Raw genomic sequence first — 6,008 nt, 5'->3', positions numbered from 1 at the left:
GTCATGGGCGTCACCGCTAGCGTCGTGTTCCAGCAGAGATCGCAGTAGCTCCGGTTTTCTTGCGCACCGCCCGCGACTTCTTCAGCAACGACGTCAGGGAGCCGTCGATGCTGGCGCTTTGCGCCGGCTTCGCGCCCTTGCGGTCCTTCGCGCCCGCTCGATGCGCGAGCTTCGCGGCATGCTTGTCCGCTTGCGCCAGCAATGCGGCGAATGCCGCTTCATCGGCTTTCAAGCCCCGGCGTGGCGAGTCGGTCAGGAGGCCTTGCAATGCATCGCCTTCGAACGCGCTAATCACGGCCGGATGAATGTAGCAACGGCGGCATACCGCGGGCGTATTGCGCAATAGTGTCGCCACGGCCTTGACGGTCGCGACGATGTGCCGGCGCGCGTCCGCCCCATTGCCGCAGATCAACCGCCGCAGCGCGGCGAGTGCATAGACGCTGCCCGCCCAGGTCCGGTAGTCCTTCGCGGTGAAATCCGCATCGCTCGCGCGGCGCAGGTAGTCGTTGATATCCGCTGAGCCGACGGTGCGACGTGTGCCGTCTTCGTCGAGATACTGGAACAGGTCGTGGCCGGGCAATTCGGCACAGCGCCGCACGATACGCTTGACGCGCGCATTGTCCACCGTGACGTCATGCTCGATGCCGCTCTTGCCGCGGAACCTGAAGCGCAATTGGCCCGCTTCGATCGTCAGATGTTTCTTGCGCAACGTCGTGAGTCCGTACGACTGGTTGTCGCGTGCGTATTCGACACTGCCAACGCGGATGAGCGTGGTGTCGAGCAACTGCACGATGGCGGCGACGACCTTGTCGCATGGCATGCCCGGTAACTTCAGGTCGCGCGCGACGCGTCTGCGGATCTTCGGCAACGCGCGGCCGAACGCGGCCATGCGCTCGTATTTGTTGGCGTCGCGGGACTCACGCCAGCGCGGGTGATAACGGTATTGCTTGCGGCCGCGCGCGTCACGGCCGGTTGCCTGTAAATGACCGCGGGCGTCGGGGCAGATCCACACGTCTTCGTACGCCGGTGGAATGACCAATGCGTTAATGCGAGCAATGTCGCTTGCATCGTCGATGCGTTTGCCACTCACGTCGAAGTAGGCGAAGCCCTCTTTTTCACGCTTGCGCGTGTAGCCGGGCCGGGTTTCGTCCGAATGCCGCAGACCGGGCGGCATCGCGGCCGGCGGTGCCTGCTGGGCGATATCGTCAGTGCGGCGCTCGGTTGAGTCGGTCGTGGCAGCCATTGTTAGAAGCTTCGAGTGCGAGACGCGGGTTGCGCCTGTGTCTCGCTGGAAGCAAGGGCGGTGCCCGGCGCGGCGGATCCGCTGGGAACCACGCGCATTGTTCGGATTGAAGGCAATCTGCAAACTAACAGCAGTGAGGTCATGCGCGATGACTCGCCGCTGAAAGCTAACTGTACTGGAGGCAACCGAAGGAGCCTTGCTAAAAGCACTATTGTGCTATAGAAATAAGTAAGCATATCTACCGGTCGCCCATCCGAAGAAGTGGGCGGCTCCACTGGAGCGGGCCCGACAGTCCATGAGTCTTTTACAGCTCAGAGGCATTTCCAAACGCTTCGGCGCCATTCACGCCCTGACCGACGTGACGTTCAGTCTGGAGCCGGGCCAGGTGGTCGGGTTCATGGGAGACAACGGGGCCGGAAAATCGACGCTGGTGAAGGTCATCGCCGGTAACTTTCCCCCCTCGCACGGCGAAATCCTCATCGACGGAAAACCGGTCCATTTCAACAAGCCGGTCGATGCCCGGGCCCAGGGAATCGAAGTCGTCTATCAGGACCTCGCGCTCTGCGACAACCTCACTGCGGCCGCAAATGTCTTCCTCGGCCGTGAGCCACGAATCGGTTTCGGACCCATCCGCATTCTCGATCACGCGACCATGTTCCGGCGCGCTGGCGAGCTCTTCAAGGAACTGAAATCCGAAACGCGGCCGCGGGACCTCGTCCGGCAAATGTCGGGAGGTCAGCGACAGGCTGTGGCAATCGCTCGCACGCGCCTCTCCGAGGCGCGGCTCGTCATCATGGACGAGCCGACGGCATCGATCAGCGTCCGACAGGTGGCGGAGGTGCTCGGCCTCATCAGACGCCTGTCCGAACATGGAATCGCAGTCATTCTCATCAGCCACCGCATGCCTGATGTTTTCGACGTCGCCCACCGCGTGGTCGTCATGCGGCGTGGGCGCAAGGTCGCGGACAAGAAGACCGAAGCGTCCTCTGCGGAAGAAGTAACGGGGCTCATCACCGGAGCCATCGCCGCCGCTTGAATTTGGCTTGGCCTTGCGAGGCATGGGGCCGCACTAAGCGCTGAAGCGCCAAGTGCGACCGACACATGGAGACCTGAAATTGAACGATGCGCCGGAAAGGCCCACCTCATTGCCAACTTTGCTGGATGATCCGCAATCCGCAAAGACCCATACCCGCTGGACGGGGCTTCTCGCGAGCCAGGTCTTCTGGGTGGTGCTCGCCACGATCGTCGCCTGCGTCCTGCTCTCGTTCGTGACCTCGACGTTTGCGACGCAGCAGAACCTGTTCAACGTCACACGCAACTTCGCCTTCGTCGCAATCGTCGCGCTCGGCATGATGGCCGTGATCGTCACGGGCGGTATCGATATTTCAGTCGGCTCGACGATCGGCGTCAGCGGGATCGTCCTCTCGGTGGTCATGAATGCCGGCTATCCGATCTGGGCCGGCATCGGCATGGGGCTCTTGAGCGCCGCGCTCGTCGGGCTCGTGAACGGCCTGCTTATCGCCTATCTCGACATGCAGCCTTTCGTCGTGACGCTCGGCATGCTGAGCGTCGGCCGTAGCCTCGCGCTGGTGTTCTCCGGCAGTCGGACAATTTTCGATTTCGGTCCCGACGGCAGCAAACTCCTCGCGCTCGGCGGCGGCAAGACCTTCGGCCTCGCCAATCCGGTGTGGTTCCTGATTGTCCTCGCCGTGCTGTTCTGGTTCGCCTTTGCCTGCACGCGCTGGGGGCGCTACGTCTTCGCGGTCGGCGGCAACCGACATGCGGCGAGACTCACCGGCGTTCCGGTGCGTCGCATCATCTGCTCCGTGTATGTGCTCGCCGGCCTCATGGCGGGCGTCGCGGCGATCCTCGAAGTCGGCTGGCTCGGCGCGGTGACGACCGGCCTTGGCACGGGCGACGAATTGCGGGTGATCGCCGCGACCGTGATCGGCGGCACCAATCTCATGGGCGGCGTAGGCAGTGCCTTTGGCACCGTCGTCGGCGCTGCGCTCATTGAAGTCATTCGCAATAGCCTGATCCTGCTCGGCGTCGACTCGTTCTGGCAGGGAACGGTGGTGGGTACTTTCATCATCGTCGCCGTGCTCTTTAACCGGCTCGGCGGCGAGCGGCAAGGAGATTGAAATGTCTTCGGATGCACCGGGCGCAATACGCAATATGGCCGGTGTCTTGGGGGAGCGGCCGGACGAGACGCGGAACTTCCGGACGCAAGTGTTCATAAGAAATGCGGGGTTCCGCGGGAAGGTTAAAGCTCGGATACGGCCTTTCCTCGCGATTATTACGAAAATCATGCGAGCAGACATGGGATCGGAGGCAACAATGAAGAAAATGTTGATGTGTCTTGCTGCGATCGGAGGGCTCGCGACGCTGCCCCCCTCCGCCGACGCAGCCGATAAGACCCTGGCGCTAGTGGTGAAGGGGCTCGACAACCCCTACTTCGACCTCATGCATCAGGGATGCGATCGGGCGAACAAGGAGCTCAGCAAACAAGGCTACACCTGCTACTACACCGGCCCCGCGACGGCCGCCGACGAAAGCGCGGAAGTGCAGATCATCGACGACCTGCTGACCAAGGGCGTGGCGGGAATGGCGATCTCGCCCGCGAACGCCCCGGCCGTGGCCGAAGAGTTGCGTCGCCGCAATGTGACGATCCCGGTCATCACCGCCGATGCCGATTTGTTGCCTAAGGACGCGTCTCTGCGAAAGACCTACGTCGGCACCGACAACTACGAACTGGGCGTCAAGCTCGGCGAGCAGTTGAAGGCGCTCATGCCCAAGGGCGGCAATATCTGCCTCGTCATGGGCAATCCCGCAGCCGAAAACATCAACCAGCGCGCCCAGGGCACACGCGACATACTCTCCGGCAAGAAGGGAATCGCGAAGCTCGCCGGCGAAAACGGCTGGACGGAGATCAGCGCCTGCCCGCTGTACGTGAACGACGATGCCGCCAAGGCGAACCAGATGATGCAGGACACGCTGACCGCCAACGCCACTGGTCTCGATGCCTTCGTGCTGGAGGGCGGCTGGCCGCTCTTTGCTCCGCAGGCCTATTCGCAGGTCGTGGCTCCTATCATGGATAAGATCCAGAGCGGCAAGTTCGTCATCGTCTCGGCCGATACGCTCGGACCGGAACTGCAAGCCCTGAAGGATCACAAGGTCAATGTGCTGGTGGGTCAGCGACCCGAGGAAATGGGCTATCAGGCAGCGATGGTCATGCGTGACCTCGCAGAAGGAAAGAAGGTGAAACCGGTCATCCACACCGGCCTTGACACCTGCACCTGGAAGAACGCGGATACTTGCCTGAAGCACTAATCTCGAGCGCCAATGTGACGACGTCCCCGGGGCTGTTCCAAGACATGGGTCAGCCCTGGTCGCCCCCGCCAACCGGCAACACGGTGCCTGTGATGTACGACGCGTCGTCGGATGCGAGAAACAGGATGGCGTTCACCTGCTCCTCAATCGTTCCGTAACGATGCATGAGACTGGACGCGATTGTCTGGTCGACGATTCCCTGATACCAGATTGCCTCCTGTTCGCTCTGTTTTGCGGTGTTGCGCGCAATGCGGCGTGGCGGCGCCTCAGTTCCCCCGGTCGCCACCGCATTGACGCGGATGCCGTCCCCGGCGTGCTCGAACGCGAGACTCGCGGTTAATGAGTTCACACCACCTTTGGACGCGGCATAGGGGAGACGGTGGATGCTGCGCGTCGCGATAGACGACACATTGACGATAGCGCCCCGCTGCCGCGCAATCATTGTTGGCAGCACGGCCCGGCAGCACCAGAGCGTCGGAAAGAGCGAGCGGCGCACCTCGGCCTCGATCTGTTCCTCTTCATACTCCTGATACGGTTTGGCCCAGATCGTCCCGCCGACGTTGTTCACCAAAACGTCCACGCGCCCGTGGGCGTCGAGCGCCGCTGCGATCATCGCGCGCGCTCCGTCATAGGTTTCCAGATCCGCGATAACTGCAATGCCGCGCGTGCCCTTGCGCGACACTTCGCCGGCGATTTCGTGTACGAACTCGGACCGGTCGCACAGCACGACCGCGGCGCCTTCATCGGCCATTGCAAGTGCGACGCCGCGTCCTATCCCTTGAGCGGCTCCTGTAACGACAACGACCTTTTCATTGAAGCGAGAGTTCGGATGCATGGCTCTTTCCGTTGCGTTTCAGGCGGCGTTGGTCGCCGAAAATTTTTCATAGTGGAAGCTGGCGGGCGTCACGCCAATTTCATCGAGCCACCCGCGCACCGCATCGACCATCGCGACGGGACCGCACAGGTAGATGTCGACGTCGCCGCCGTTAAGCCAGGACGGATCAACGTGGGCCGTGACATAGCCCTTGAACGGATGAGCGCTGGCTGCATCTGCAACGCACGCAAGATAATGAAAAGGGGGCAACCTGCGCTTAATATCGTCGAGTTGATGAAGTGCCACGAGGTCGATATCGTTCGTCACGCCATAGACCATGCGCACGGGCTGCTTGAGGTCTTTCGCAGCGAGCGCTTCGAGCATCGACAGGAAGGGTGCGATGCCGGTTCCGCCCGCAAGAAAAAGTGCGGGCCGCGTCGTCTCGCGCAAGTAGAACGCGCCATAGGGTCCGGTAAAGGTCACGCGATGACCGGGAGCCGCCTCTTCGCTCAAATAGGTGCTCATGCGGCCCTTCGGTACATTGCGGACAACGAACGAAACACGCGACGCCCCCGGTGGCGAACTGAACGAGTACGAGCGCGACAACGCGCTACCCGGCAC

The 6,008-nt window shown here is 62.2% G+C and carries 6 protein-coding genes; 3 read left to right on the top strand and 3 right to left on the bottom strand.

Annotated elements, in window-relative coordinates:
• Positions 1–16: 16 nt before the first annotated feature.
• On the bottom strand, positions 17–1,243 hold the full coding sequence (locus WCA53_RS01175) for a DNA topoisomerase IB (RefSeq protein WP_423904514.1): 1,227 nt from the start codon (positions 1,241–1,243) through the stop codon (positions 17–19).
• Positions 1,244–1,538: 295 nt separating this feature from the next.
• Here WCA53_RS01175 and WCA53_RS01170 point away from each other — a divergent pair, with 295 nt between their 5' ends.
• The 3 genes from WCA53_RS01170 to WCA53_RS01160 all read left to right on the top strand — a co-directional run bounded on the left by WCA53_RS01170 (position 1,539) and on the right by WCA53_RS01160 (position 4,573).
• A complete protein-coding gene (locus WCA53_RS01170; protein WP_423904511.1) occupies positions 1,539–2,279 on the top strand; it encodes an ATP-binding cassette domain-containing protein in 741 nt (246 codons plus the stop codon).
• 79 nt (positions 2,280–2,358) lie between these two features.
• A complete protein-coding gene (locus tag WCA53_RS01165) occupies positions 2,359–3,384 on the top strand; it encodes an ABC transporter permease (RefSeq protein WP_423904506.1) in 1,026 nt (341 codons plus the stop codon).
• Between the two features lie 196 nt (positions 3,385–3,580).
• A complete protein-coding gene (locus WCA53_RS01160; RefSeq protein ID WP_423904501.1) occupies positions 3,581–4,573 on the top strand; it encodes a sugar-binding protein in 993 nt (330 codons plus the stop codon).
• A gap of 49 nt (positions 4,574–4,622) precedes the next feature.
• Here the strand turns inward: WCA53_RS01160 and WCA53_RS01155 are convergent, their stop codons facing one another.
• Together WCA53_RS01155 and WCA53_RS01150 are read right to left on the bottom strand one after the other, a co-directional pair.
• The gene (locus WCA53_RS01155; RefSeq protein WP_423904498.1) at positions 4,623–5,408 is read right to left on the bottom strand and encodes a 1,6-dihydroxycyclohexa-2,4-diene-1-carboxylate dehydrogenase; all 786 of its coding nucleotides are present in this window, start codon (positions 5,406–5,408) and stop codon (positions 4,623–4,625) included.
• A gap of 18 nt (positions 5,409–5,426) precedes the next feature.
• A partial coding sequence (locus WCA53_RS01150; RefSeq protein ID WP_423904495.1) for an FAD-binding oxidoreductase occupies positions 5,427–6,008 on the bottom strand: 582 nt, incomplete at its 5' end.

Source organism: Caballeronia sp. (assembly GCF_049581465.1).
Lineage (GTDB): Bacteria > Pseudomonadota > Gammaproteobacteria > Burkholderiales > Burkholderiaceae > Caballeronia.
Note: the sequence above shows the minus strand (reverse complement) of the source record. Positions and strands in the feature narration are given on the sequence as shown.

Bases quoted from the DNA above. Each gene is read 5' to 3' on its own strand.
- WCA53_RS01170 (WP_423904511.1), top strand. From the start codon at position 1,539: ATGAGTCTTTTACAGCTCAGAGGCATTTCCAAACGCTTCGGCGCCATT.
- WCA53_RS01160 (WP_423904501.1), top strand. From the start codon at position 3,581: ATGAAGAAAATGTTGATGTGTCTTGCTGCGATCGGAGGGCTCGCGACG.
- WCA53_RS01155 (WP_423904498.1), bottom strand. From the start codon at position 5,408: ATGCATCCGAACTCTCGCTTCAATGAAAAGGTCGTTGTCGTTACAGGA.
- WCA53_RS01175 (WP_423904514.1), bottom strand. From the start codon at position 1,243: ATGGCTGCCACGACCGACTCAACCGAGCGCCGCACTGACGATATCGCC.